Genomic DNA, 25,142 nt, shown 5'->3' on the forward strand with positions numbered 1-25,142 from the left:
ATAATACCGCGCCTTCTACACTCAAGCGCACTTTGACGATTGCCGGATGCCTTCTTGAACCCGCCCCTTGACCCTGCCGTTTCGCCCCGCCCCTCGGCCTGCCCGGGGTTGTGGCGCATCGTCGCCGCCCGCGATGGCGGCATCTGCCGGATCAAGCTGCCGGGTGGCCTGCTGCTGGCCGATCAGGCCGACGCTGTGGCCGAGGCTGCCGAGCGCTTTGCCGGCGGTGTGATCGAGGCTACCAACCGGTGCAATCTGCAGATTCGCGGGGTCGGCGCGCAGCACGCCGCGCTGATCGAGCATTTGCTGGCGGCTGGCCTTGGCCCGCGCCAGGCGGCTGGCGACGATGTCCGCAACCTGATGCTGAGCCCGCTGGCCGGGCGCGATCCGGCCATGCTGCTGGATACCCGGCCGCTGGCCAGGCAGATCCTCGAGATGCTCGAAAGCACGTCGCATCTGCATCAACTTTCGGCCAAGTTTGCCGTGCAGTTGGATGGCGGTGAGCACCTGGCCATGCTCGAACACCCGCATGACCTGTGGCTGTCGCCGCTGCAACTGGAACAGCAGACCTGGCTGGCCTTCGGTCTGGCCGGTTGCCCAGGCACCGATCAGCCGCTGGGCGCGGTGCCGTTGGGCGCTGGGCTGGCGCTGACCCGGGCGGTGCTGGAGCGCTTTCTCGAGCTGGCCAGTGCCGAGCAGTCGCGCATGCGCCAGTTGCTGCAGACCTGCCCGGTCGAGCATTTCATCGAAGGCCTCGGCATCGAGCTGCGGCGCGACCCGCCAGTGCTCCAGTGGCGACGGGCCAAGGCCTACGCCAACTGGCTCGGGCCGCTGGCGCAAGCCCAGGGCACTGCGCTTGGCGTTGCCCCACCGCTGGGCCGCTTGACCCCGGCGATGCTGCGTGGCGCCGCCCAGGTAGCGCGCGTCAGTGGTGACGGTGAATTGCACCTGAGTCCCTGGCAGAGCCTGGTGTTGAGCAGCATCGCAACAAGTCAATTGCAGGCCGCCCAGGCCCAGTTGCAGGCGTTCGGCCTGGTCTGCTCCAGCCGCGAGCCACTGGCACGAGTGACCGCCTGCAGCGGCGCCAGCGGTTGTGCCAAGGCACTGGCCGAGACCAAGGCCGATGCCGTCCAGCTCGCCGTGCTGATTGCGCCCGGCGCACCGGCCAGCGTGCACCTCAGCGGCTGCCCGCGCTCCTGCGCTGTGGCCCATGTCGCCCCGGCGACCTTGCTGGCCCGTTCGCCGGGCCGCTACGACCTTTATTTGCGTGACGCGCAGCAGCCCGGCTTTGGTGCCCTGCGCGCGACCGACCTTACCTTGAAAGCAGCAGGCGCCATGCTCGACCTGCCCACGGAGCACCTTGATGATTGACTACATTCGCGATGGTCAGGAGATCTATCGCAATTCCTTCCGGATCATCCGCGAGGAGGCCCGCCTGGAGCGGATTCCTGCCGATCTGGAAAAGCTCGCGGTGCGGGTGATTCACGCCTGCGGCATGGTCGAGGCAATCGATGGTCTGCAGTTCTCCGCAGGTGCCGGCGCTGCCGGGCGCGCAGCGCTGGCCAAAGGCGCGCCGATCCTGTGTGACGCGCACATGGTTGCCGAAGGCATCACCCGTGCGCGGCTGCCAGCCAACAACCAAGTGATCTGCACCCTGCGCGATCCAAGTGTGCCGGCACTGGCCAAGGAGCAGGGCAACACCCGTTCGGCAGTGGCCCTGGAGCTGTGGCGCGAACACCTGGAAGGCAGCGTGGTGGTGATCGGCAATGCACCGACGGCGCTGTTCTACCTGCTTGAGATGATCGACGCGGGCGCGCCGAAACCGGCGCTGATTCTCGGCTTCCCGGTGGGCTTCGTCGGCGCGGCCGAGTCCAAGGCGATGCTCGCCGCCGACAGCCGTGGCGTGCCGTTCGTGATCATGCAGGGCCGTCTGGGCGGTAGCGCAATGGCCGCCGCCGCCGTCAACGCGCTGGCCACGGAGGTCGAATGATGACGCCACGCGGACGACTGCTTGGCCTCGGCGTTGGCCCTGGCGACCCGGAACTGATCACCGTCAAGGCCTTGCGCCTGCTGCGCGAGGCGCCGGTGGTGGCTTACTTTGTGGCCAAGGGTAAGCGCGGCAACGCCTTCGGCATCATCGAAGCGCATTTGCAGGCGCAGCAGACCTTGCTGCCACTGGTGTATCCGGTCACTACCGAAGCGCTGCCTGCGCCGCTGTCCTACGAACAGGTCATCAGTGATTTCTACGATGAGGCCGGCGAGCAAGTGGCCGCGCATCTGGACGCCGGGCGTGATGTAGCGGTGATCTGCGAAGGTGATCCGTTCTTCTACGGATCGTACATGTACCTGCATGACCGCCTGGCGCAGCGCTATGACGCCGAGGTGATTCCTGGTGTCTGTTCGATGCTCGGTGGCGCCTCGGTGCTCGGCGCGCCGCTGGTCTACCGCAACCAGACCCTGACCGTATTGTCCGGTGTGTTGCCTGCCGAAGAGCTCAAGCGGCGGCTGGCCGACGCCGATGCGGCGGTGATCATGAAGCTGGGGCGCAACTTCCCCAAGGTGCGCCAGGTGCTGGCCGAGTTGGGCCTGGACCAGCGCGCGCTGTACGTTGAGCGTGCGACCATGGCCAATCAGAAAATCGTTGCGCTGGACGCGGTCGATCCGCAGTCTTCGCCCTACTTTTCGCTGATCATCGTTCCGGGTGAAAAATGGCAGGGCTGAACCTACGCAAAGCGCCGGCCATCATCATCCTCGGCCAGGCCAGCCTGGCTACTGCGCAGCGCCTCCAGCAACTGTATCCCGAGGCCAGCATCCATGGCCTGAATGGCCGGGTCGCGGGCGCCGACAGTGGCTATGAGTCATTTGGCAGCACCATGCGCGAGCTGTATTTGCAAGACACGCCGATCATTGCCCTGTGCGCCGCTGGCATCGTCATCCGCAGCCTGGCCAGCGTGCTCAGCGACAAGGATGTCGAGCCACCGGTACTGGTGGTCGCCGAAGATGGCAGTGCCGTGGTGCCGTTGCTCGGCGGCCTCGGCGGGGTCAACGTGATGGCGCGCGAGATCGGCGCGGCGTTGTCGGTCGCTGCCGCGATCACCACGAGTGGTGAACTGCGTTTCGGCACCTGCCTGCTCAATCCGCCGGTTGGCTATGCCTTGGCAGACCTGGAGCAGGGCAAGCGCTTTGTCTCCGACCTGCTGGCCGGTCAGAGCGTGCGTATCGAGGGTGATGCGCCGTGGCTTGCGCAGGCGCAACTGCCCGCCGATGCGGCAGCGCAACGAACCATTCACGTGGGCTGCGAAGCGCGCCCCGCCAGCCGTGACGAACTGCTGATCCATCCACGTTCGGTGCTGGTCGCCGTCAGTGCCGAGTCTGCCGAGCTTGCCGAACACGTGCGCGCGGCCCTGCGCGCGGCCAATATTGCCGAGCCAGCGCTGGCGTGCCTGCTTGCCAGTGACCAGCACATGGCCCTGCCGGGCCTGCACCAGGCGGCGCAGCAACTCGGTGTCGCACTGCGCTTTGCCGCGCCGGCAGTGAGCCTGGCCGAGATGGTCGAACAGAGCGTGCCTGGCGCCCGCTTGAGTGAACACTCGGGGTTGTTGGTGGCAGTTGCCAGCGCGCCCATCGACCCTGCCCAGGTCGGTCGCGGTCGTGGCCGGCTGGCAGTGATCGGCCTCGGCCCCGGCGCCGCCGAACTGATGGTGCCTGCAGTCAAGCGCGAACTGAGCCTGGCCGAGGATGTGCTCGGTTACGAAACCTACGTGCGTATGGCTGGCCCGTTCCGCCCGGATCAGGTGCTGCACAACACCGACAACCGCGAGGAGATGCAGCGCGCCCGGCATGCCTTTGAGCTGGCCGCACAGGGCCGTTCGGTCGTGGTGGTGTCGTCGGGTGATCCCGGCGTGTTCGCCATGGCCGCCGCCGTGCTCGAGGCCTTGCACGAGTCGACCGACCCGGCCTGGCATCAGGTCGATCTGCAGATCCTCCCAGGCGTATCGGCATCGTTGGCTACCGCTGCTCAGGCCGGCGCGCCGCTGGGGCATGACTTCTGCGTGATGTCGCTGTCGGACAACCTCAAACCCTGGTCGATCATCGAGACACGCCTGGACCTTGCCGCCCAGGCTGATCTGGTGCTGGCGTTCTATAACCCGATTTCGAAAGCCAGACCCTGGCAATTGGGTGTAGCGCTGGACGTCGTGCGCCGTCATCGCTCAGGCGCTACGCCGGTAGTCCTTGGTCGCGATATTGGCAGGCCAGGGCAGACGCTGCGCGTAGTCACACTGGCCGAACTGCTGCCAGAAATGGTCGACATGCGCACCATGGTGTTGGTCGGGTCTTCGACAACCTGCACATTGCCGCGTGCCGACGGTGGCACCTGGGTCTACACCCCGCGGTGGTACCCAGCGGCCAACTGAGGTGTTGAGGAAATCCTTCAGCGCTCCTTCCCCGAAGGCCTGCGCATAGGGTGGTAATCCCTGAATCACAGGGGCTACCACCAAGGATTTATTCATGTCTGACAGCAACGATATTGCGAGCACCAACACCGCCGTCCTGGTCCAGGATTCACTGCTCGCCTGCGGTGCCGGGATGACCCAGCAAAGCCGTAACGACGTCAAGAATGCCTTCCACTTCGCCACATTGGTGGCCGATAAACTGTATGACCCACAAATTCAAAGCAAGGCCTGGTACGACCAGTTTCTGAAGGCCATGCAGGATTGCGGGTTTGTCGCCGCGCGCCGCAGTTTCGAACTCGAAACGGCATCTTCGGTAACGGTTACCGTCGGCGCAGTGGTGTTTCGCGTGATGTCCGCTGCCGGTGCTGCTGCGCTGGGCGGGCCTGTTGGTGAGGCGTTTAGCAAGCTGGCCCAGAAAGCGATCGACAAGCTCGGTTCGATCGATAGCGAAAAGCGGATCTTCATCAGCGATCGAAAGAATAAGCGTAGCGGCATGGTCGGGCTGGGTGCGTGCATGGAAACGCCTGAAGGTGAGGTGGTGCTGGTGATGAGCTGCGTCAACGCCGCAGCGCCCGAGTCCAACACTGACCTGCTCGGCGTGGAATGGAACATTACTTCCTCGGAGTACTACGCCGGCGGCGCGGTGTTGTCGTTCAACCGAATGATCTACGACCGCGTACGTGAGCACATCGAGACCAAGCTCGGCGTGCGCAGTGTTGAAGACATTCTCGAGTACGAGATCTGAGCAGGCTGACGGCGACATGCTTCGCCGTCATTCCAACGACTTGCAGGCAGCAGGCATCCCATGCAAATACAGAATCACGCCCTGGTGCTGGTCGCCGGGACAGTGTTGTTGACTGATCCTCAGATCAGCCCATCGCAGCGTCAGGCAGCCATTGATAGCACGCTCTACGCGCAGCTGGTCGCGAACAAGCGTGCGGGCAATCGCTTTACCGAGCCGACCACCTGGGACCGCGCTTATCGAGCAGTGTATGCAGAGCTGGGCTGGCTCGTGACCAGTCAGGCGCACGATGAGCAGAGTGTTCCGGGCGTTGCCGGGCTGGCCATCTCTCCAGCGCTTCAAGCGTGGTTCGGGCAGGCAGGCATCGATGGCGGTCAGGTCTTGCGCAGCGTCTTCGAAAGCTTGCGCGAGCACCCAGATGGGCTGCGGCAGCTGCAAGGTTTCATCCGCTCGGACACTGCAGACGGGCATTTGGCAAAGCTGGAAATCGGCCTGATGGACGCGGACATGCGTCTGCATCTGTGCAGCCTGAGCTGGCAGTCCACGGCCGCTGTCGAGGTAGCCGAGCAGCCCAGCCTGAGCGAAATCGCGACGTTGCCGGCGGAGGTCCAACTGCGCTGCCTCTCACTGCTGTGCGACGCGCAGTCCTTTGAAACAAAACGCAGCCAGTTACGCATGTTGATGGACAAGAAACAGCATGAACACGCCTATGTGCTCGAACTGCCCACGCAGAACAGGAGGATGTAATGGCAAATACCCAAGCAGCGGTAATCGGCTCGTCGATTGTGAGCTTCCTGCCCGGTCTTGATGGACAGCAGTGCGACGCGGTAAAGACGGCGGTTGCCTTGGCCGAGCGCGCCACCCTGAGCGTGTTCAATGAGGGTCTGGTCGAGGACTGGTTGAGCTACTTTCGTAACCAGCTAAAGTTCATGGGGTGGGATGCGGTTGCGCCAGAGGACATACATTGGCCGACGGATCAACGGTCAAAGCTGGTGGACAAAGCGCTTCAGACCATTGCCGCCACGGCAGGTGAGCACTTTGCCGAGTCCACCGATCTTGCCCTGCGCCGGTTGATGGCCAGCCCGGCCACCCTGGGTACCTTCGAGCGACAGGCCGCCGAGCGACAGTGCCTGCAATTTCTTCCTTGTTCGCCGGCCGGTAACGGTCGAGTCGACATGGTGCTGTACTTCGAGACTGACAAGAAGACTCGCTTCGCGACCGGCTTCATGGAGCGCAAACGTAGCTACCATAAAGTCTCTGCCGAGCTGGTGCGGTTCAATGTCCGAGCATTCATGGACACGCACCTGCCCAAGGTTCTTGCCAGCACGGTAGAGCAGGCGCGACTGAGTATCCACGAGTACCAGATCTAGTTAAGCAAGTAGCCCTTGATCCCGGTAAAGATGATCTGCGCAGCCAGGGCACAGACGAACAGCCCCATCAAGCGGCTGACGATCTGCAAGCCCTGGTCACCCAGGATTCGTTCGATACCGTGCGAGAGGTACAGCACCAGGCCGACAGTGAAACTGGCCAGAGCAATACTGACGATTGCCAGTAGCTTGTCATCCCAGTGCGGCTGGCTGACGCCCATCACCAGCAGCGCACCGATGGTGCCGGGGCCGACGGTCAGCGGGATGGTCAGCGGTACGATGGTTACGTCCTGCTGCACGTTGTCGCTCTGCACCGCCGGCTTGCCCTGGGCCATGCTCAGCGCAGAAATGAACAACACACTGCCGGCACCGATACGAAAGGCGTCGGCAGTGATGCCGAACACGCCGAAGATCACCCGGCCAAACAGGTACAACAGCACGCTGGCAATGAGCACGGCAATCGCCACGCGCCAGGCCAGTTGCTTGCGCTCCTTGCTGGAGTGGCCGCGGGTCAGGCTGATGAAGCAGGACAGCACGAAGAACGGGCTGTAGAGCACAAGCATCTTCAGATAAACGCTGAACAACTCATGAAGCATGGCCAGGATCCATGGCGATGGGATGGGTGCGGCAAGTGTATCAGCCGCTCAGGCGGTGGGTTTGAGCTTTGCCCGGCTGCGCTCAGCGCTGCCGGTCATGATGCATCCACCTCAGCGGCTCTCGCCTCGCGCTGCCCGGCCCAGTACTGGACCAGTTCGCGCAGTTGCGACAGCTCGACCGGCTTGGCCATGTGGCCGTCCATACCGGCCAGGCGTGCACGTTCCTTGTGCTCGCTGAGGATGTGGGCGGTCAGCGCGACAACCGGCGTGCGCTGGCGCTGGTTGGCCGCCTCCCACTCGCGCAGGCGAATGGTCGCTGAGAATCCATCCAGCACGGGCATCTCGCAATCCATCAAGACCAGATCGTAGCGACGAGCCTGCATGGCCTGCAGGGCCTCCTCGCCATTGCTGGCGGTATCAGGTTCGAGGTTGAGCTTGCCGAGCATGCCGCGGATGACCTTGGTCGAAATGCTGTTGTCTTCGGCAACCAGCACGTGGAAGTCGGCTGGAACTTCCAGTGTCGCCGGCGGCACGCCGAGCGCTGTCGGCGGGCTGGCCTGCTCACGCCCGCGCTGGGCCAGCTCTTCAGCGAGGGTGGTTTTCAAGGTGTAGCCGGCCACCGGCTTGGCGAGGATGCGCTTGACCCCGGCGTTGCGCGCGATGACCTTGCTCGGGGCGTTGCTGATGCCGGTCAGCATCACCACCAGGATGTCGTGGTTGAGGCTTGGGTCTTCCTTGATCTTGGCTGCCAGTTGCATGCCGGTCATGCCGGGCATGTTCTGGTCGAGCAGGACCGCGTCGAAATAGTCGCGCAGGTGCGCCTTGGTGCGCAGCAGGGCGAGCGCTTCCTTGCCCGACGGCACGGCGCTGACATTCATCCCCCAGGCACTGCATTGCTGCACCAGAACCTTGCGACAGGTATCGTTATCGTCGACCACCAGTACTCGTGCGTCGCGCAGCGGGCCGTCCAGGTCGGCCGGTGGCTGCTCCAAACGCGACGGGTCGAGCGGCAGGGTCAACCACAGCGTGTTACCCATGTTGCTGCTGCTCTTGATGCCGAATTCGCCCTGCATCAGGCCAATCAATTGTTTGGCGATCACCAGCCCGAGATGGCCACCGAGCTTGTTGCTGGAAAGAAACTGATGGCTGTGTAGCTCGGCCTGCAGCAAGGCTTCGCGCTCGGCCGGTGGCATGGCACTGCCGCTGTCTTGGACGGCAATGCGCAAACGCGGCAGCTCGCCGCGTTGATCCAGTGCCACCACCAGCAGGATTTCGCCCTGCTCGGTATTTTTCAGCGCGTTTTCCAGCAGGCTGGAAAGGGCCTGACGCAAGCGCGTTGGGTCGCCGCTGATGACCCGCGGGACTTGCGGTTGGGTAAAGCTGATCAGCTCGATGTTGCGTTGTTCGGCCTTGGCTCGAAAGATATTCAGGCAGTCTTCGATCAAGGCGTTGAGGTCGAACTGCACATCGTCCAGCTCGATCTGCCGCGACTCCAGCTTGGAGATGTCGAGGATCTCGTTGATCAAGGTCAGCAGCTCGTTGCCGGCGCTGTGGATGGTCTGCACGTAGTCGCGCTGCTTGACCGACAGCGGCGTGCCCAGCAACAGCTCGGTCATGCCCAGCACGCCGTTCATCGGTGTGCGGATTTCATGGCTGATCTTGGCCAGGAACTCGGCCTTGGCGTTGAGCTCGGCGTCGCTGGCTGCCAGCGCGCGGCTGGCACGGAAGCGGTCCTCATTGATGCGTCGCAAGCGTTCACTCACTGCCAGGTTGAGCAGCAGGCCGCTGCTTACCGTCAGTGCCAGCAGAATGCACAGCAACCATGGCGTCGGCGTGCGGGTCAGGCCGAGCAACGCTGGCAGCAACACCAGCCCGCCGAGGTTGTACACCAGCATCGCCAAGGCGAACAAACGTGCCGGGCTGTAGCCCTTGTACCAGTGATAGCTGCTGACCAGCAGCATGCTTGCGCTGCCAATCGCGAGCAGGGCGTAGGTCATCAGGTTGAGCGGCAGGGTGTCGACGAACAGCAGGATCAGGCTACTGACGCCAACCAACAGCATCTCGCCCTGCAACAGCCGATTCAGCCGCGGCGAATTGCCGGTACTGAAAAAGTGCTGGGTGAAGTACAGACCGGCCAGCCCGGCCATGACCAGGGTCAGGTAGGCGGCAGGCGTTTGCGCACTGTGCCAGACGTGCCACCAGGGCCCGCTGAGGTTGAGCAGGATCAGCGCGCTGAGCAGCATCAGGCCGTGGTAAAGGGCAAGAATCAGGGTGGTGCTCGAGCGCACGTAGAGGAAGCGGATCACGTTGTGCAGGATCAGCATGACCAGACCGCCGAACAACAGGCCGAACAACAGCAGCAAGTGTTGGTCGCCCGCAGCCTCGGCAGCAGACAGCAGGCTGATGGCTGGGCGCAGTTGGTGTTCCGAGACCAGGTGCAGGTAGACGTCCAGTGGCTGGCTGCTGTTGGGTAAAGTCAGCAAGTGGTCACTGCCGAGCAGGGTCGGCTCGCTGCCGGTGTTGGCCTGCGGACCATGGTGGCGCTGGCGCAGCAGTTTGTCACCGTTGAGCACGTACAGATCGAGGCGGGACAGGTCGGGAGCGAAGATGCGCAGCAGGCGTTGCTGGTCATCCGGTTCCAGCCGGTAGTGCAGCCAGAGCGCTTGATCAGGCTCGGCAGCCTCCAGCTCGTTGAGTTGGAGGGGACTGAATTGGTTGCGGTAGCGTTCGGAGCGTACGTCGCTCAGTTGCAGGTTGGCCTGTTCATCGAGCAGCAGCGACCAGCCACCACCTTGCTCGGCCGAGGCCGGCGGCAGGCAGAGCAGGGTCAGCAAGCTGACGAACAGGGCAAGGGCAATCCGAAGCCGACGCAAGACGAGATCCTTTCTTAGCGGGTGTGGCGAAGCACAACTATGCGCGGCGGGTGAAGGCGAACGCAAGGCCCATCGGCATCCTGTCGACGAGCCGAAGGCCGTGCACCAAAGGGCGTCACGGCCATTCGCCAAAGCGCTGTTACTGCGCTTCACCACGCTCGCGGGCAATGGCCCGGTAGCCGATGTCGGTGCGGTAGAAGCTACCGTCCCAGCTGACTTCCTTGGCCAGGCGGTAAGCCTGTTCCTGGGCCTGGGCGACGGTCTGGCCGAGGGCAGTGGCGCACAGCACGCGGCCGCCGTTGGTCACGACCTGGCCGTCCTGCAGCGCAGTGCCGGCATGGAAGACCTTGCCTTCCAGCTTGGCCGCAGCGCCGAGACCGTGAATGGTAGCGCCCTTGGCGTAGTCGGCCGGGTAACCGCCGGCAGCCAGCACGACACCCAGGCTTGGCCGCGGGTCCCATTGTGCTTCGACCTTGTTCAAGGCCTTGGCGAAGGCGGCTTCGATCAACAGCACCAGGCTCGACTCCAGGCGCAGCATGACTGGCTGGGTTTCCGGGTCGCCGAAGCGGCAGTTGAACTCGATCACCTTGGGGTTGCCGGCCTTGTCGATCATCAGCCCGGCGTACAGGAAGCCGGTGTAGACGTTGCCTTCGGCGGCCATGCCGCGCACGGTCGGCCAGATCACCTGGTCCATCACCCGCTGGTGCACTTCGGCGGTAACCACCGGGGCTGGCGAGTAGGCGCCCATGCCGCCGGTGTTCGGCCCGCTGTCGCCGTCGCCGACGCGCTTGTGGTCCTGGCTGGTCGCCATCGGCAGCACGTTTTCACCGTCGACCATGACGATGAAGCTGGCTTCTTCGCCGTCGAGGAACTCTTCTATGACGACCCGCGAACCTGCATCACCAAAGGCGTTACCGGCGAGCATGTCGCGCACGGCGTCTTCGGCTTCCTGCAAGGTCATGGCAACGATCACGCCTTTGCCCGCAGCAAGGCCGTCGGCCTTGATCACGATCGGCGCGCCGACCTTTTGCAGGTAGGCCAGGGCTGGCTCGACTTCGGTGAAGTTCTGGTAATCCGCGGTAGGGATCTGGTGACGGGCCAGGAAGTCCTTGGTGAATGCCTTGGAGCCTTCAAGCTGGGCAGCGCCCTTGGTTGGGCCAAAGCAGTCGAGCTTGCGGCTGCGGAACAGGTCGACGACGCCGGCAACCAGTGGCGCTTCCGGGCCGACGATGGTCAGGTCGACGTTCTGCTCGGCGAAATCGGCCAACTGCTCCAGAGCGGTCACCTGGATGTCGACGTTCTCGCATTTGGCTTCGGTGGCGGTGCCAGCGTTGCCTGGGGCGACGAAGACTTTTTCGACGCGTGGGTCCTGGGCAACTTTCCAGGCCAGGGCGTGTTCACGGCCGCCGTTGCCGATGATCAAAACTTTCATGTCTAAAACCTCGGAAATCTCTTGGGCGGTAGGCCGAACCTACCGCGCTGTATTCGCGGTACGAGGTCGCAACGCAGCAGATGCCTGCTTCAGTGCGGCCGATTGCCGATCAGTGGCGGAAGTGGCGCATGCCGGTGAACACCATGGCGATGCCGGCTTCGTCGGCAGCAGCGATCACTTCAGCATCGCGCATCGAACCACCTGGCTGGATCACTGCAGTGATGCCGGCCTTGGCAGCGTTGTCGATACCGTCGCGGAACGGGAAGAACGCGTCCGAGGCCATGACCGCACCTTGTACCTGCAGGCCAGCATGCTCGGCTTTGATTGCAGCAATGCGTGCCGAGTTGACGCGGCTCATCTGGCCAGCACCGACACCGATGGTCTGGCGCTGCTTGGCGTAGACGATAGCGTTGGACTTGACGAACTTGGCTACTTTCCAGGCGAAGATCAGGTCGTGAATTTCCTGCTCGCTCGGCGCGCGCTGGGTAACGATCTTCAGATCATCGGCGCTGATCATGCCGATATCGCGGCTCTGCACCAGCAGGCCACCGTTGACCCGCTTGAAGTCCCAGCCAGCGCTGCGCTCGGCTGGCCACTCGCCGCACTCGAGCAGACGCACGTTCTGCTTGGCGGCTACTACGTCACGGGCAGCCTGGGAGATCTTCGGCGCAATGATCACTTCAACGAACTGACGCTCGACGATGGCCTTGGCGGTCTCGCCGTCCAGCTCGCGGTTGAAGGCGATGATGCCGCCAAAGGCCGACTCGGTGTCGGTGGCGTAGGCCAGTTCGTAGGCCTGACGAATGCCGCCTTCGTTGTCCGGAACCACAGCAACGCCGCACGGGTTGGCGTGCTTGACGATCACGCAGGCCGGCTTGACGAAGCTCTTGACGCACTCGAGGGCGGCATCGGTGTCGGCCACGTTGTTGAACGACAGCTCTTTGCCCTGCAGCTGGGTGGCGGTAGAGATGCTCGCTTCGCCCTTGTTCGCTTCAACGTAGAACGCCGCGTTCTGGTGCGGGTTCTCGCCGTAGCGCATTTCCTGGGCTTTGACGAACTGGCTGTTGAAGGTGCGCGGGAACAGGCTGCGGTCGGAAGTCGACAGGGTCTCGGCAGCCTGGTTCACGGTGCCCATATAGTTGGCGATCATACCGTCGTAGGCGGCGGTGTGCTCGAACGCCTTGAGCATCAGGTCGAAGCGCTGAGCGTAGGTCAGGCCACCGGCCTTGAGGCTTTCGAGGACCTGGCCGTAGTCACCGGCGTTGACCACGATGGCCACGTCCTTGTGGTTCTTGGCTGCCGAGCGAACCATGGTCGGGCCGCCGATATCGATGTTCTCGATTGCGGTCGGCAGGTCGCAGCCAGGCTTGGCGATGGTGGCTTCGAACGGGTACAGGTTGACTGCCACCAGGTCGATTGGCTTGATGCCGTGCTCGTTCATGATCGCGTCGTCGGTGCCGCGACGACCGAGGATGCCACCGTGGATTTTTGGATGCAGGGTCTTCACCCGGCCGTCCATCATTTCAGCGAAGCCGGTGTAGTCGGCCACTTCCACCGCGTCGACGCCATTGTCCTTGAGCAGCTTGTAGGTGCCACCGGTGGACAGGATCTCGACGCCGAGCTGTTGCAGCTCGCGAGCGAATTCGAGGATCCCGGTCTTGTCGGAGACGCTGATCAGGGCGCGGCGGATCGGCAGGCGGGTAGTCTGGTCGGTCATTTCGGATTCCATAACGCGGTGGAGTCAGCAAAAAAGGCGCCTCCTGCGGGAGCCGCCTTTTCTGATTGGGATTCTGGCCTTAGAGCAAATCGTACTGCTTGAGCTTCTTGCGCAGGGTGCCACGGTTGAGTCCGAGCATCTCGCTGGCTTTGGTCTGGTTGCCCTTGACGTAATTCATCACACTTTCGAGCAGCGGCGCCTCGACCTCCGAGAGCACCAGGTTGTACACGTCCGTGACGGAGGCGCCTTCGAGGTGGGCGAAGTAGTTGTGCAGCGCCTTCTCGACGCTGTCGCGCAGGGTCTGGCCCTCCTCGCTCGGCGTATTCAGGTGCTGCTTGAGGTTGGCGTTGTCGCTCACGGGCGTTGTTCCACTCACTAAAGTCTCGGTCATCATCGTCATGCGGCCACCCCTTGTTCGTCCTTTGTTTCAAGGCTCTGTCGGCATTCGGAGAAAAACTCGCGAACGTTGGCGCATTGCGCGTGTGTCTCATCCAAAGCGTTGAACCGGGAGCGGAACTCCTTGCCGCCGGGTCGGGTTGCCAGGTACCAGCCAACGTGCTTTCGGGCGATACGTACGCCCATTACATCGCCGTAGAAGGCATGCAGCGCGGCCAGGTGCTCCAGCAAAATGCGTTCAACTTCGTCCAGCCCTGGCGCCGGCAAGTATTCACCGGTCTGCAGGTAATGCTCGATCTCGCGGAAGATCCACGGCCGGCCTTGGGCCGCACGGCCAATCAGCAGGCCGTCGGCACCGGTGGCATGCAGCACCGCCCGGGCTTTTTCTGGCGAGGTGATATCGCCATTGGCAAAGACCGGGATCGACACTGCCTGCTTGATCGCAGCAATGGTGTCGTACTCGGCTTCACCGGTGTACAGGTCGGCGCGTGTGCGGCCATGCACCGCAAGCGCCTGGATGCCGGCCTGTTCGGCAATTTTTGCCACGTTCAGGCCGTTCTTGCTCGAACGGTCCCAGCCGGTACGTATCTTCAGGGTCACCGGGACATCCACTGCGCCAATGACGGCGTCGAGGATCTCGCTGACCAGCACTTCATCTCTCAATAAAGCAGAGCCTGCGGCTTTGTTGCAGACTTTTTTTGCCGGGCAACCCATGTTGATGTCGATGATCTGCGCGCCGGCCTCGACATTGGCCCGGGCCGCCGCCGCCATCATCTGTGCGTCACCCCCGGCGATCTGTACCGAGCGCGGCTCGGGATCACCTTCATGGATGCGGCGCAGACGTGACTTGCGGCTGTCCCACAGGCTCATGTCGCTGCTGACCATCTCCGACACCACCATGCCTGCGCCCAAGCGCTGACAAAGCGTGCGGAAAGGCTGGTCCGTAACCCCGGCCATAGGCGCAAGGATAAGGTTGTTGCGAAGCGTATATGGGCCGATGCGTACCGCCGACATAGGTGTTCCCTGTTGTGGGGCCGAATCATTGAGGTCAAAAAGGGTGGGCATAATACCCGCTCTGGATGACTGGATAAAGGTCAATTTGGATAAAATCTGAACAGCTGCGGCCTTATGCCTCGCAGTTCTGGACAAGCTGCAGGCGCCGGTAAACCGGCGTCTGCGGGCAATTGTCACTCCGGCGAGCGGAAGCTCAGGCTGTAGTTGACGGCCTTGGGGCCCGGATCGAGGATATCCAGGGCGATATGGATAGGCGTCTGGCTGGGCATTTCGCCGCGCCCGGCCAATTCACCGGAGAGGTACTCGCTGGGTTTGAAGCGACGACTGGCAATCGACTGGCCGTTGAGGTCGGCAAAGCGCAGTTCCAGCAATGGGAACGGTTGGGCAAACGGCGCGCGGTTATAGATGATCGCGTCGACGATCAGGGCGCCCTTGAAGTCCGGATGGCTGCGCACCACCAGGTTGCTGCTCTTGATCCGGGCAATGTCGACCCGGGTCGGCACCTTGCAGCCCAGCGTCGGGCACAGTTGCTGGAACCACGGCCGGTACTGGTCCTGGCGGGCCATTTCGTCGAAGTGGAACCACACGTATTGAAAGGCCAGCAAGCCGGCGGCAAGCAGGGTCAGCGTGCCCCACAGCAAGCGCTTGCCCCAGTTGACCTGGGGTTTTTGCCAGTCCAGCTGGAGCGGGTCGTCGACCACATCGATCAGCGGCTCCTTGCGCCGGTTGGCGCGGCTGTTCAGGCCCGGTTCGATACGCTCATCGAGCGGCTGCTCGAGTTCCTCGTCGTGGGCGTCCAGCGCTGACAGGTTTTCCTTGCGGCGGCCATCATCGAACGCCGACAGGCCGCTTACAACCGTGTCATGGTCGTCGTCGGCGGCCAGAGACTCGCGGCTCAACGCTTCGGCTGCGGTCAACGGCGCGCCCAGCGTGGGCTGCTGGCGGCTGGGTTGATCGTCCGGGTCAAGCACCAGGCCAATGCTTGGCTCGGTGCGCTCGCGGGGCGATGGCTCGTGCTCGAAGGCTTCCTGCTCAAACGGCTCTTGCTCAAGCGCTTCGGGCTCGATCAGTGGCGGCTCGAGGACTAGCGGTGAAGGCTCGCTCAGAGGCTCGTCGGTGGCGTTACCGAACGGGCGGCCGACGTCTTCGTCCGGGTCGTGCACCTCGCGCACTGCCTGCAGGGCATCGCTGCGCGCCTCGCTCTGGCCTTCGCTGGCCCGATCGCGACGCTCCAGATTGGCTAATGCCTGGTCCAGGTCGATTTCGTCAAAGGCCTGAGCGCTGGCCTGCCAGTCGTCCTGGCTCGGCGCCGGCCCAGCAGGCGCTGGTGCTTCGACCGGGGTAGCCAGCTCCGGCTGCGCAGGCGCCGTCTCGGCAGTGGCTACGCGGTTTTGCTCGAGCAGTTGCTTGGCGGCGTTGAACACTTGCAGGCACTGGCCGCAGCGAACCACCCCGCGGGCCACGCTCAATTGATGATGCGTGACGCGAAAGCTGGTCTGGCAATGCGGGCACTGGGTGACGAAACTGTCGGTCATGCGGCGATCCGGGGGGCTGTGCAGGTGATTATTTCAGGCCTGCCGAGCGACGGCGGCCACTGATGCGAACCCAGCCGTCGCGGACGACGATCGGGTCCAGGTCAAAGTCTGCAGCATAGGCGGCGGCGACTTCTTCACCCTGTTCGGCGAGGATTCCCGATAACGCCAGCAGGCCGCCCGGTCGTACCAGGCCCGACAACTGCGGCGCCAGCGAGACCAGCGGGCCAGCCAGAATGTTGGCCACCAGCACGTCGGCCTGCATCGCCGGCATGTCTTCAGGCAGGTACAGCGGGAAGCGCTCGGCTTCGATACCGTTGCGCCCGGCGTTGTCGCGCGAAGCTTCCAGCGCCTGCACATCGATATCGGTACCGACCGCTTCGCGCGCGCCCAGCAACAGCGCAGCGATGGCCAGAATGCCCGAGCCACAGCCGAAGTCCAGTACCTGCACGTCAGCCAGTTGCTGGCCGTCGAGCCACTCCAGGCACAGCGCGGTAGTCGGGTGGGTGCCGGTGCCGAACGCCAGGCCCGGGTCGAGCAGCAGGTTGACTGCTTCCGGCTCAGGGGCTGCGTGCCAGCTTGGCACGATCCACAGACGCTGACCAAAACGCATGGGCTGGAAGTTGTCCATCCAGCTGCGCTCCCAGTCCAGGTCTTCGATGACTTCAGCCTGATGCTCGGGCAGCTCGGCGTTGGTCAGCAGGCGCAGGTGAGCGAATACCTGCTCAGGCTCAGCGTCGGCTTCGAACAGGGCCAGCAGGTGGGTGTGCGACCACAGTGGCGTGGTGTTGAGGTCCGGCTCGAAGATCGGCTGGTCTTCGGCGTCCATGAAGGTTACCGAGACAGCGCCTACTTCGAGCAGGGCATCTTCGTAGGTTTCGGCTTGTTCCGGGCTGATGGCCAGACGTACTTGCAGCCAGGGCATGGCGGGTACCTTAAAAAATCTGTGGGGGCAGCGACTGGGCTGCGCGAAGTAGGGCAGTTTACTTCAGTGTGTGCGGTTTGTGCGCGTGGCGAGGCAAGCGAGGCACGAGCGGCAATAAAAAACCCCGGCACAGGGCCGGGGTTTGTTCAGCGCATCACTTCAAGATCAATCCTGGTTGGCCAGTTTGTGCTCGAGGTAATGGATGTTGACGCCACCTTTGCAGAAACCTTCATCGCGCACCAGGTCGCGGTGCAGCGGGATATTGGTCTTGATACCGTCGACCACGATTTCGTCGAGGGCATTGCGCATGCGCGCCATGGCTTCGTCGCGATCCTTGCCGTAGGTGATCAGCTTGCCGATCAGCGAGTCATAGTTCGGCGGAACCGAATAGCCGCTGTACAGGTGCGAATCGACCCGCACGCCATTGCCGCCTGGAGCATGGAAGTGCTTGACGGTGCCTGGGCTCGGGATGAACTTGCGCGGGTCTTCAGCGTTGATCCGGCATTCCAGCGAGTGGCCGCGGATCACCACGTCATCCTGAGTGAACGACAGCTTGTTGCCAGCGGCGATGCTGAGCATCTCCTTGACGATGTCGATACCAGTGACCATTTCCGAAACCGGGTGCTCGACCTGAACACGGGTGTTCATTTCGATGAAGTAGAAGCGGCCGTTCTCGTAGAGGAACTCGAACGTGCCGGCACCACGGTAACCGATGTCGATGCACGCCTTGACACAGCGGGCGAAGACTTCCTGACGCGCTTGCTCGTCGATGCCCGGGGCCGGCGCTTCTTCGAGAACCTTCTGGTGACGGCGCTGCAGCGAGCAGTCACGGTCGCCGAGATGGATTGCCTGGCCCTGGCCGTCGGACAGCACCTGGACTTCCACGTGACGTGGGTTGGTCAGGAACTTCTCGAGGTAGACCATCGGGTTGCCGAACGCAGCACCGGCTTCGGTACGGGTCAGCTTGGCCGACGCGATCAGGTCTTCTTCATTGTGCACCACGCGCATGCCGCGACCACCGCCGCCGCCAGCGGCTTTGATGATCACCGGGTAGCCGACTTCACGGCCGATGCGCAGGGCTTCTTCTTCGTCTTCCGGCAGTGGGCCGTCGGAGCCTGGTACGGTCGGTACACCAGCTTCGATCATGGCTGCCTTGGCCGAAACCTTGTCGCCCATCAGGCGAATGGTGTCGGCTTTCGGGCCGATGAAGGCAAAGCCGGACTTCTCGACCTGCTCGGCGAAGTCAGCGTTCTCGGCGAGGAAGCCGTAGCCTGGGTGGATGGCGGTAGCGCCAGTCACTTCGGCGGCAGCGATGATCGCCGGGATGTGCAGGTAGGAATCCTTGGACGACGCAGGGCCGATGCAGACCGATTCGTCCGCCAGACCCAGGTGCATCAGCTCACGGTCAGCCGTGGAGTGCACAGCGACGGTCTTGATGCCGAGCTCTTTGCAGGCCCGCAGGATACGCAGGGCGATTTCGCCACGGTTGGCGATCAGGACTTTTTCCAGCTTCGCAGACATCGTTGGCTCTCCGAGGATCAAACGACGGTGAACAGCGGCTGGTCGAATTCAACCGGCTGACCGTCTTCCACCAGGATGGCGTCGATGACACCGCCGATTTCGGCTTCGATGTGGTTCATCATCTTCATCGCTTCGACGATGCACAGGGTGTCGCCTTTCTTGATGCTCTGCCCGACTTCAGCGAAGTTCGGCGAGGTCGGCGATGGCTTGCGGTAGAAAGTACCGACCATTGGCGAACGGACCACGGTGCCTTTGAGCACTGGCGCGGCGTCGGCAGCAGGGGCGGCAGCGGCAACCGGAGCAGGCGCAGCTACTGGAGCGGCGGCCATCGGTTGTGGCGCGAAGTACTGCTGAGCAGCTGGGGTCTTGCTGTGACGGCTGATGCGAACGGACTCTTCGCCTTCCTTGATCTCCAGTTCGTCGATGCCGGACTCTTCCAGCAGTTCGATCAGCTTTTTGACTTTACGGATATCCATTAATCAGCAACTCCCAAGGTTCGGTCGGGGACGTAAATTGAAAACGTGTCGAAAACGTTTCTCTATGACCTCGGCCCGCAGGGGCCAAGGCCTTGTTTCATCAGGGCTGTGCGCTTGCAGCCAGCTGTTCCAGAGCTGCCTCCAGGGCCAGTCGATAACCGCTGGCGCCGAGACCGCAGATCACCCCTACCGCAACATCGGAGAAGTAAGAGTGATGCCGGAACGGTTCACGCTTGTGCACGTTGGACAGGTGCACTTCGATGAATGGGATGCTCACCGCCAGCAATGCGTCACGTAATGCGACGCTGGTGTGGGTGAAAGCAGCCGGATTGATCAGGATGAAATCGACGCCTTCGTCGCGCGCGGCGTGTATCCGATCGATCAGCTCATACTCGGCATTGCTCTGCAGGTACTGCAGATGGTGGCCTGCGGCACGGGCACGCTGCTCCAGATCCTGGTTGATCTGGGCGAGGGTGGCGGCACCGTAATGACCCGGCTCGCGGGTACCGAGCAGGTTGAGGTTGGGGCCGTGCAGCACCAGTAGGGTAGCCATCTGCGGGTTCCTTGGTCTTGTAGGGCAATACGACATGCGCGGCGACTATGCCGCAAAGCGAGTAGGTGTGTCCAGTTCCCGGCAATAGCCAGCACGTTGCCCGAGATTCGCGCAAAGTATGTGACCAGATGTTTAAATTTGGTCACCGCAGGCTGCGAACAGCGCAGTCAGCAGGAAGTTATAGCCCGAGTTGGCCGCGTACGCGCGTGAGGATCTGTGCAAAATCGCCGGCGTTTATTTCACCAACCACACGATCGCTGCTCATTTCGCTGCCGTTTGCGGCAAAGAACAGCAGTGCCGGCGGGCCGAACAAGCGATAGCGGTCGAGCAGGCTGCGCTGCTCGACATTGCTTTCGGTGATGTCGAAACGCAGCAGCTTGAAGGCGCCCAACTGCGCCTGCACCTGCGGTGCGCTGAGCACCTCATGTTCTATCACCTTGCAGCTGATGCACCAGTCGGCGTACCAGTCGAGCAGCACCGGTTGGCCGGCGGCCGAGGCCGCCGCCAGGGCTGCGTCGAGCGCCGCCGGAGTGGTGATGGTCTGCCAGGCGCCGGCGCTGACTGCGCCTGCAGCAGCGGCTGGAGCCGCGCTGGGCAGTGGCCGCAGTGGGTCACCCTGGCCGCTGAGGGCGCCGTACCAGCACGCCAAGGCGTACACCAGCAAGGCCAGGCCGGCCAATTGCGCGAGGCGCTCGCGTGGCGTTTTCACCACCAGCTCAAGGGCGCCGAGGAACAGCGCTACGCCCGCCGCGAGCAGGCCGATCAAGAGCAAAGTCAGCGGCCCGGGCAAAACCCGGCTGAGCAGGCCGATAGCCAGACCCAGCAACAGCACGCCGATGGCATTCTTGACGGTGTTCAGCCACGGCCCGCTCTTCGGCAGCCAGGCCGCGCCGCCGGTGCCGATCAGCAGCAATGGCGCGCCCATGCCCAGGCCTAGGGCGAACAGTTTCAGCGCGCCGCCCAAAGCGTCACCACTGGCGCTGATGTACAGCAGGGCGCCGGCCAGTGGCGCCGACACACAGGGTGAAACCAGCAGGCTGGAGAGCACGCCGAGCACCGCGGCACCGAGCAGCGAGCCGCCCTGGGTGCGATTGGCCACGCGGTCCAGGCGATTGCTCAGGGCTTGCGGTAGCTTCAGCTCGAACAGGCCGAACATGGCCAGGGCAAACAGCACGAAGAACAGCGCAAACGGCACCAGCACCCAGGCCGATTGCAGCCGCGCCTGCAGGTTCAGCCCCGCGCCAAACACGCCCATCAGCGCGCCGAGGGTGGCGAAGCACACCGCCATCGGCAGTACATAGGCCAGCGACAGGCTGAAACCACGCCAGCCGCCGACCTGACCGCGCAAGACCACACCCGACAGGATCGGCAGCATCGGCAGTACGCAGGGGGTGAAGGTCAGGCCGACACCGGCGAGGAAGAACAGCAGCAACGCTTGCCAGTCCCAGCCGGGCGCGCTGCTTGGCGAGCTGGCTGCACCAGCCGCATCGATGGCAATCCTTGCGGTTTCCGGCGGATAGCACAGGCCTTTGTCGGCGCAGCCCTGGTAGCCCACCAGCAGGGTAAAGCCGCGGTTGTCAGCGGCAGGTCGCGGCACGACGATATCGAGCACGCCGTGATACACCTCGACATCACCAAAAAACTCGTCGTGCTTGGCCTCACCGGGCGGAATCTGCGCCGTGCCCAGAGCTACATCGGCAGGCTCGCTGCGGAACTGGAAGCGGTGGCGATAGAGGTAGTAACCGTCGCTGGCGACGAAACGCAGGGTGATGTTCTGCGCATCACTGCTGACCAGGCTCAACTTGAACGCTTCATGCACCGGCAGGAAGTCGCTGTTGTTACTCAGGGCAGAGGCACCGAGCGTGGCACTGGGGCGGTTGTCGAGCAGGCCAGCGGCGAAAGCCGGGCTGGCCAGCAGCAGAAACAGCAGGAAAAACAGGCGGCGCATGGCGGACTCGCGAGGTCGAACGTGGGCGCATGATAGCGGACTTGGCGGGCATTGGGGGCGCCCGCCCGGCACCCTTGTTTAAACGCGGAATGCAGCCACTGCAGAGTTCAGCTCGCCGCCCAGCTTGAGCAATTGCTCGCCTTGTTCACGGCCTTCGCCGATGCGCTGCAGGTTGTCTTCGCCCAGTTGGTGAATGCGCTCGCTGTGGTCGCGGATGTCGCTCACGGCGCCGGTTTGTTGCGCCGTCACATCGGCGATACGCCCAGCGGTGTCGGCGATGGTGCGGATTGCCGTGACGATTTCATCCAGAGCGCCATCTGCCGTCTGCGCCTGGCTGGCAGTGGCCTCGGCATGCTCGAGCTGGGTGCGCATGCCATTCACCGAGTCGCGCGCGGCCAGTTGCAGGCGGTCGATCAGTGCCTGGATTTCGCCGGTAGCGCCAGTTGTGCGCTGCGCCAGCGAGCGCACCTCATCGGCGACCACGGCAAAGCCGCGGCCCATCTCGCCGGCGCGAGCCGCTTCGATTGCGGCGTTGAGCGCCAGCAGGTTGGTCTGTTCGGCAATCGAGCGAATCACCGTGAGCACACCGCCGATGGTCGCCGACTCCTGTGCCAGTTGTTCGATCATCTGCGCGTTGCCCTGGACTTCATCAACCAAGGTACGCAGCCCGGACAGGCTCTGGCCGATCACCCGCTGACCGTGCTCGACGGCACTGCCGGCCTCGCGACTGGCTTGGGCCGCAGCGCTGGCATCACCTGCCACTTGCTGAATGGTCGCTTCCAGCTCGCCCAGGGCATCGCGGATCTGCGCGGTGTCACCGGCCTGGCGTTCGGCGCCTTGGTGCAGGCCGCTGCTCATGCCGGCCAAGGCATGACTGCTGCCGGCAACCTGCTCGGCGTTGGCGCGCAAGGTCGCCACCAGTTGCACCAGATACTGGCGCAGGTGGTTGAGCGAATCTTCGATGTCGTGCAGTTCGCGGTTGGTCTTGCCCAAGGAAATGGGCTGGGCAAAATCGCCCTCGGCCCAGCGTGACAGTGCTGGTGCAAGGCTGCCGAGGGTTCCCGCCAGGCGCCGCTGGAGGCTGTCGATGAGCAGCGCGATGAACAGAATCAAGACGATCATCACGCCCTGAATGATGCGCACCTCGGCGGCGATGCTGGCGTGTTGCGCGCGTACCTGCGGCTCCAGCCCGGCAATCGCTTGCTGCACCGCCTCGAGCCGCTCGCGGGTGCTGTTGGCCAGGGTTGCGCGCTGATCGATCTGTTCGCGGGTGCGCTGCAGTTCGGCGCGATAGCGGCTGAGCAGGCTCTGCAGATCGCGCTTGAGGGCCAAGGCGACGTCTTCGCGCTGCTCGCTAGCCTGGCTTTGCAGGCCCATCAGCGCGGCGAAGTCGTCAGCGCCGGACTCGGCCGCGCGGGTCACGCCCAGTAGCGGCAATGCTGCAATCTGCTCGGCCTGAACACGTACCTGCTGCAATTCGCGTTCGACTTCTTCAGCCAGCTCGGCGCGCCCACTGCTGACCAGCTTGTCGCGGGCCAGCGATAAACGGCCCAAATGCACCGCTGCGTCCAGCAAGGGCGCCAGGTAGCGCTGGGCCTGCTCGCTGGTGCTACCTTGGGCGTAGCCAGCCAGCTGTTCGAGAGTGCCGCCCAGTTCGCGTTCGGCCTGCAGCAGCAAGGCTTGCGGATCACCCGCCAGCTTGCCGGCGGCCAGTAGCTGATTGCCGGTGAATGCCTGCAACTCGCCGAGGCTGGGGCGCAGTTGCTCGGCCAGAGCTTCGGGCCAGTCAGCAAGCGCTGCCTGCAACTGCTGGTTGCCCTGCACAGCGGCGGCGTGGCGTACGGCGTCGCCGCTGGCCAGGTAGGCCTGGGTATCGCGCTCGATATGGTTCTGAAACTGCTGCGACAAGCCCAGATAGCGTTCCATCAGCAGATAGGGACGCTCCAGCGCTCGTTGTGACCACCACAGGGTTGCGCCCAGGGCAATGCACACGGCAACGAGCAACAGGGTATTGAAATTGGTCAACCACTTCAGGCGCATGGCGCAGGCTTCCGGCAGCGTGGAGAGAGGTAGGTGCCTGAAGTTATTGCGATTTCATGACGGGGTGATGACGGAGGAGGGTGCTGCGCTGGACAATTGTGGCCTTTTGCCTTGACCGGGCCTGGCGCCTTTTACGCGGGGTCTACCCGCACCACGCAGTTGCGCCCGGCATGCTTGGCCCGGTACAGCGCTTCGTCAGCGGCACTGGCCATGCTCAGGGCATCGTGCGCTTGATCCAACTGCACCACGCCGGCGCTGAACGTGCAGTGCAGGTCATGGGGTTGGGCCGGATAGATGATCTCGGCAAAGCGCCGGCGGATCTCGTCGAGCACCTTGTAGGCCGCGCTCAGCGGCGTATTGGGCAGCACAATGGCGAATTCCTCACCGCCGTAACGGCCGATGTAATCGGTCTTGCGCAGGCGTTGCTTGAGGAACAATGCCAGGCTCTTGATCACCCGATCGCCCATGGGGTGGCCGTGGCGGTCGTTGATCTTCTTGAAGTGGTCGATGTCGAGCATGGCAAAGCTCAGCGGCTGCTGTTCGCGGCGGGCGCGGAAGCTGCAGTCTTCCAGCAATTGCAGGATATGCGTGTGGTTGTACAGACCGGTCAGGCTGTCGCGGACCATCCTCGCCTTGAGATGACGCGCGCGCACGGCGCGGTTGCGTACCGTGGTCAGCAGCTGGCGTGAACGCACCGGCTTGGTCAGAAAATCATCACCGCCTTCGCTCATGGCATCGAGCTGCTTGTTCAGGTCGTCCTCGGCCGACAGGTAGATGATCGGCACGCTGACATAGCGGTCATTGTGGCGGATCACCTTGGCCAGCTCCGGCCCGGTACAGTCGGGCATATAGAGGTCGAGGATGATCAGGTCGGGCTGGAAGTCAGCCAGCTCGGCCATGGCGCGGATCGGCTCGGTCAGGCTGCGGGTGATCATCCCGGCGCTGTTGAGCACGCGCTCGGTATGCAGTGCCTGGGTACGCGAGTCGTCGATGATCAGTACTCGAAACGGGTCGTACTGAGTGGCGTTGGTCAGCATCTCGACCTTTTCCAGCAGGCTCGATGCTTCCAGCGTACCGGTCATGAACGCCTGGCCACCGGCGCGCACGGCGGCCAGGCGCGTCGGCGTGTCGGTTTCGTGCAGGCTGAAGAACAGCAGCGGCACAGCCTGATCCAGCCCCAGCTGGGCCTGCGCCGCCAGCAGCAGGCCACAGCCCGGGCCGCTGAAGTCGACGTCCATGACTATCGCCGCCGGCAAGCGCTCGCGCATCGCCGCGCAGAACGCCTCGGCAGTGGCCAGTGCGTGCACCCCCAGGCCAAAGAATTCCAGCTGCTGCGCCAGGCGTTCGGCGCGGTCATGATCCTGCAGCAGGATATACACCGGTTTGCGCAACGGCGGCAGCGGCACCTCGTCGACGTGATCGCTGCTGCGCTTGGCGCGCTCGTGGCTGGGCTGTGGTGACTGGATCATGGCTGACTACTTATTATGGGGGAATGCAGCTTCGATGATGGCTGTATGCTAGCACCACTTCTGCAAGCTGCGCGTGTGCCAGGTCAA

The 25,142-nt window shown here is 63.5% G+C and carries 21 protein-coding genes; 7 read left to right on the forward strand and 14 right to left on the reverse strand.

From position 1 onward, the window contains the following. Positions 1 to 39: 39 nt before the first annotated feature. From cobG to IDM28_RS01995, 7 genes are all read left to right on the forward strand, one after another. Entirely contained in the window at positions 40 to 1,371 is a 1,332-nt protein-coding gene (cobG, locus tag IDM28_RS01965; RefSeq protein ID WP_410524650.1) for a precorrin-3B synthase, read from the forward strand. Next, positions 1,364 to 1,990, forward strand: coding sequence for a precorrin-8X methylmutase (locus IDM28_RS01970; protein ID WP_101316053.1), 627 nt, complete (start codon positions 1,364 to 1,366; stop codon positions 1,988 to 1,990). The genes cobG and IDM28_RS01970 overlap by 8 nt, the downstream gene beginning before the upstream one ends. After that, positions 1,987 to 2,721, forward strand: coding sequence for a precorrin-2 C(20)-methyltransferase (locus IDM28_RS01975; protein WP_101316055.1), 735 nt, complete (start codon positions 1,987 to 1,989; stop codon positions 2,719 to 2,721). Before IDM28_RS01970 ends, IDM28_RS01975 begins: the two co-directional genes overlap by 4 nt. Next, complete coding sequence (cobJ, locus tag IDM28_RS01980) at positions 2,709 to 4,415, forward strand: precorrin-3B C(17)-methyltransferase (RefSeq protein ID WP_188035250.1); 1,707 nt, start codon at positions 2,709 to 2,711, stop codon at positions 4,413 to 4,415. The genes IDM28_RS01975 and cobJ overlap by 13 nt, the downstream gene beginning before the upstream one ends. 94 nt (positions 4,416 to 4,509) lie before the next feature. Further along, a complete protein-coding gene (locus IDM28_RS01985) occupies positions 4,510 to 5,199 on the forward strand; it encodes a hypothetical protein (RefSeq protein ID WP_188035251.1) in 690 nt (229 codons plus the stop codon). A gap of 60 nt (positions 5,200 to 5,259) precedes the next feature. Then, positions 5,260 to 5,943: a hypothetical protein gene (locus IDM28_RS01990; protein WP_188035252.1), complete on the forward strand. Its 684-nt coding sequence runs from the start codon at positions 5,260 to 5,262 to the stop codon at positions 5,941 to 5,943. Further along, the gene (locus IDM28_RS01995; RefSeq protein ID WP_188035253.1) at positions 5,943 to 6,566 is read left to right on the forward strand and encodes a hypothetical protein; all 624 of its coding nucleotides are present in this window, start codon (positions 5,943 to 5,945) and stop codon (positions 6,564 to 6,566) included. The genes IDM28_RS01990 and IDM28_RS01995 overlap by 1 nt, the downstream gene beginning before the upstream one ends. Here IDM28_RS01995 and IDM28_RS02000 read toward each other — a convergent pair. The 14 genes from IDM28_RS02000 to IDM28_RS02065 form a co-directional block, all read right to left on the reverse strand. Then, positions 6,563 to 7,159 (reverse strand): MarC family protein, encoded by a 597-nt coding sequence (locus tag IDM28_RS02000; protein WP_101316065.1) that lies wholly within the window; start codon positions 7,157 to 7,159, stop codon positions 6,563 to 6,565. The genes IDM28_RS01995 and IDM28_RS02000 overlap by 4 nt on opposite strands. A gap of 95 nt (positions 7,160 to 7,254) precedes the next feature. Further along, positions 7,255 to 10,032: a hybrid sensor histidine kinase/response regulator gene (locus tag IDM28_RS02005; protein ID WP_188035254.1), complete on the reverse strand. Its 2,778-nt coding sequence runs from the start codon at positions 10,030 to 10,032 to the stop codon at positions 7,255 to 7,257. Between the two features lie 139 nt (positions 10,033 to 10,171). Further along, positions 10,172 to 11,464: a phosphoribosylamine--glycine ligase gene (gene purD / locus IDM28_RS02010; protein WP_150571361.1), complete on the reverse strand. Its 1,293-nt coding sequence runs from the start codon at positions 11,462 to 11,464 to the stop codon at positions 10,172 to 10,174. 109 nt (positions 11,465 to 11,573) lie between these two features. Beyond that, positions 11,574 to 13,181: a bifunctional phosphoribosylaminoimidazolecarboxamide formyltransferase/IMP cyclohydrolase gene (gene purH, locus IDM28_RS02015; protein WP_150573670.1), complete on the reverse strand. Its 1,608-nt coding sequence runs from the start codon at positions 13,179 to 13,181 to the stop codon at positions 11,574 to 11,576. Between the two features lie 79 nt (positions 13,182 to 13,260). After that, positions 13,261 to 13,581 carry a DNA-binding transcriptional regulator Fis gene (fis, locus tag IDM28_RS02020; protein WP_101316071.1) on the reverse strand — a complete coding sequence of 107 codons (321 nt, stop codon included), beginning with the start codon at positions 13,579 to 13,581 and terminating at the stop codon, positions 13,261 to 13,263. Next, the gene (dusB, locus tag IDM28_RS02025; protein ID WP_101316073.1) at positions 13,578 to 14,591 is read right to left on the reverse strand and encodes a tRNA dihydrouridine synthase DusB; all 1,014 of its coding nucleotides are present in this window, start codon (positions 14,589 to 14,591) and stop codon (positions 13,578 to 13,580) included. The genes fis and dusB overlap by 4 nt, the downstream gene beginning before the upstream one ends. A 173-nt stretch (positions 14,592 to 14,764) precedes the next feature. Further along, the gene (locus IDM28_RS02030; protein WP_188035255.1) at positions 14,765 to 16,126 is read right to left on the reverse strand and encodes a DUF3426 domain-containing protein; all 1,362 of its coding nucleotides are present in this window, start codon (positions 16,124 to 16,126) and stop codon (positions 14,765 to 14,767) included. A gap of 28 nt (positions 16,127 to 16,154) precedes the next feature. Continuing rightward, positions 16,155 to 17,048: a 50S ribosomal protein L11 methyltransferase gene (gene prmA, locus IDM28_RS02035; RefSeq protein WP_188035256.1), complete on the reverse strand. Its 894-nt coding sequence runs from the start codon at positions 17,046 to 17,048 to the stop codon at positions 16,155 to 16,157. A 165-nt stretch (positions 17,049 to 17,213) separates the two neighbouring features. Beyond that, on the reverse strand, positions 17,214 to 18,569 hold the full coding sequence (gene accC / locus IDM28_RS02040) for an acetyl-CoA carboxylase biotin carboxylase subunit (protein ID WP_101316079.1): 1,356 nt from the start codon (positions 18,567 to 18,569) through the stop codon (positions 17,214 to 17,216). Between the two features lie 17 nt (positions 18,570 to 18,586). Next, the gene (accB, locus tag IDM28_RS02045) at positions 18,587 to 19,045 is read right to left on the reverse strand and encodes an acetyl-CoA carboxylase biotin carboxyl carrier protein (RefSeq protein WP_103435906.1); all 459 of its coding nucleotides are present in this window, start codon (positions 19,043 to 19,045) and stop codon (positions 18,587 to 18,589) included. A gap of 100 nt (positions 19,046 to 19,145) precedes the next feature. Then, complete coding sequence (aroQ, locus tag IDM28_RS02050) at positions 19,146 to 19,598, reverse strand: type II 3-dehydroquinate dehydratase (RefSeq protein WP_101316084.1); 453 nt, start codon at positions 19,596 to 19,598, stop codon at positions 19,146 to 19,148. Positions 19,599 to 19,776: 178 nt separating this feature from the next. Further along, positions 19,777 to 21,546 (reverse strand): protein-disulfide reductase DsbD, encoded by a 1,770-nt coding sequence (locus IDM28_RS02055; protein WP_188035257.1) that lies wholly within the window; start codon positions 21,544 to 21,546, stop codon positions 19,777 to 19,779. 78 nt (positions 21,547 to 21,624) lie between these two features. Next, entirely contained in the window at positions 21,625 to 23,586 is a 1,962-nt protein-coding gene (locus IDM28_RS02060) for a methyl-accepting chemotaxis protein (protein ID WP_188035258.1), read from the reverse strand. A 131-nt stretch (positions 23,587 to 23,717) separates the two neighbouring features. After that, positions 23,718 to 25,055 (reverse strand): diguanylate cyclase, encoded by a 1,338-nt coding sequence (locus tag IDM28_RS02065; protein WP_101316090.1) that lies wholly within the window; start codon positions 25,053 to 25,055, stop codon positions 23,718 to 23,720. Positions 25,056 to 25,142: the final 87 nt, after the last annotated feature.

The organism is Pseudomonas sp. EZ-C24 (genome assembly GCF_014525325.1).
Taxonomy (GTDB): domain Bacteria; phylum Pseudomonadota; class Gammaproteobacteria; order Pseudomonadales; family Pseudomonadaceae; genus Aquipseudomonas; species Aquipseudomonas shirazensis.

What these genes read in the sequence shown, in the direction of transcription:
- IDM28_RS01970 (WP_101316053.1), top strand. Translation starts at nt 1,364, where the DNA reads ATGATTGACTACATTCGCGATGGTCAGGAGATCTATCGCAATTCCTTC.
- IDM28_RS01975 (WP_101316055.1), top strand. Translation starts at nt 1,987, where the DNA reads ATGATGACGCCACGCGGACGACTGCTTGGCCTCGGCGTTGGCCCTGGC.
- cobJ (WP_188035250.1), top strand. Translation starts at nt 2,709, where the DNA reads ATGGCAGGGCTGAACCTACGCAAAGCGCCGGCCATCATCATCCTCGGC.
- IDM28_RS01985 (WP_188035251.1), top strand. Translation starts at nt 4,510, where the DNA reads ATGTCTGACAGCAACGATATTGCGAGCACCAACACCGCCGTCCTGGTC.
- IDM28_RS01990 (WP_188035252.1), top strand. Translation starts at nt 5,260, where the DNA reads ATGCAAATACAGAATCACGCCCTGGTGCTGGTCGCCGGGACAGTGTTG.
- IDM28_RS01995 (WP_188035253.1), top strand. Translation starts at nt 5,943, where the DNA reads ATGGCAAATACCCAAGCAGCGGTAATCGGCTCGTCGATTGTGAGCTTC.
- IDM28_RS02000 (WP_101316065.1), bottom strand. Translation starts at nt 7,159, where the DNA reads ATGCTTCATGAGTTGTTCAGCGTTTATCTGAAGATGCTTGTGCTCTAC.
- purD (WP_150571361.1), bottom strand. Translation starts at nt 11,464, where the DNA reads ATGAAAGTTTTGATCATCGGCAACGGCGGCCGTGAACACGCCCTGGCC.
- purH (WP_150573670.1), bottom strand. Translation starts at nt 13,181, where the DNA reads ATGACCGACCAGACTACCCGCCTGCCGATCCGCCGCGCCCTGATCAGC.
- fis (WP_101316071.1), bottom strand. Translation starts at nt 13,581, where the DNA reads ATGACGATGATGACCGAGACTTTAGTGAGTGGAACAACGCCCGTGAGC.
- dusB (WP_101316073.1), bottom strand. Translation starts at nt 14,591, where the DNA reads ATGTCGGCGGTACGCATCGGCCCATATACGCTTCGCAACAACCTTATC.
- IDM28_RS02030 (WP_188035255.1), bottom strand. Translation starts at nt 16,126, where the DNA reads ATGACCGACAGTTTCGTCACCCAGTGCCCGCATTGCCAGACCAGCTTT.
- prmA (WP_188035256.1), bottom strand. Translation starts at nt 17,048, where the DNA reads ATGCCCTGGCTGCAAGTACGTCTGGCCATCAGCCCGGAACAAGCCGAA.
- accC (WP_101316079.1), bottom strand. Translation starts at nt 18,569, where the DNA reads ATGTCTGCGAAGCTGGAAAAAGTCCTGATCGCCAACCGTGGCGAAATC.
- accB (WP_103435906.1), bottom strand. Translation starts at nt 19,045, where the DNA reads ATGGATATCCGTAAAGTCAAAAAGCTGATCGAACTGCTGGAAGAGTCC.
- aroQ (WP_101316084.1), bottom strand. Translation starts at nt 19,598, where the DNA reads ATGGCTACCCTACTGGTGCTGCACGGCCCCAACCTCAACCTGCTCGGT.
- IDM28_RS02055 (WP_188035257.1), bottom strand. Translation starts at nt 21,546, where the DNA reads ATGCGCCGCCTGTTTTTCCTGCTGTTTCTGCTGCTGGCCAGCCCGGCT.
- IDM28_RS02060 (WP_188035258.1), bottom strand. Translation starts at nt 23,586, where the DNA reads ATGCGCCTGAAGTGGTTGACCAATTTCAATACCCTGTTGCTCGTTGCC.
- IDM28_RS02065 (WP_101316090.1), bottom strand. Translation starts at nt 25,055, where the DNA reads ATGATCCAGTCACCACAGCCCAGCCACGAGCGCGCCAAGCGCAGCAGC.